The organism is Salinimicrobium oceani, from assembly GCF_012037645.1.
The window spans coordinates 1-305 of the sequence record NZ_JAAVJR010001460.1; the positions used below are offsets into that span (position 1 = coordinate 1).

Annotated in this window: 1 pseudogene; it reads left to right on the top strand. The window is 42.6% G+C overall.

The features are described from left to right. Positions 1–305, top strand: a pseudogene (gene fusA, locus HC175_RS22630) (elongation factor G); the annotation flags it as partial.

Below are 305 nucleotides of genomic sequence, written 5' to 3' on the forward strand. Positions count from 1 at the left end.
TAGGACCTGCAGACGAAGACTTTAAAGGACCGGGACTTCAATTCGTGGATGAGATCAAAGGTGGTCGTATTCCTAAGGAATTTATTCCTTCGGTTGAAAAAGGATTTAAAGAAGCTATGAAAACCGGACCTATGGCAGGTTTTACCATGGATACTTTAAAAGTGGTTCTTAAGGACGGATCTTTCCACCCTGTGGATTCCGATCAGCTTTCCTTCGAATTGGCTGCTAAAATGGGTTATAAAGTAGCTGCTAAGAAAGCAGGTGCTGTGATCCTTGAGCCAATCATGAAAGTGGAAGTGGTTACT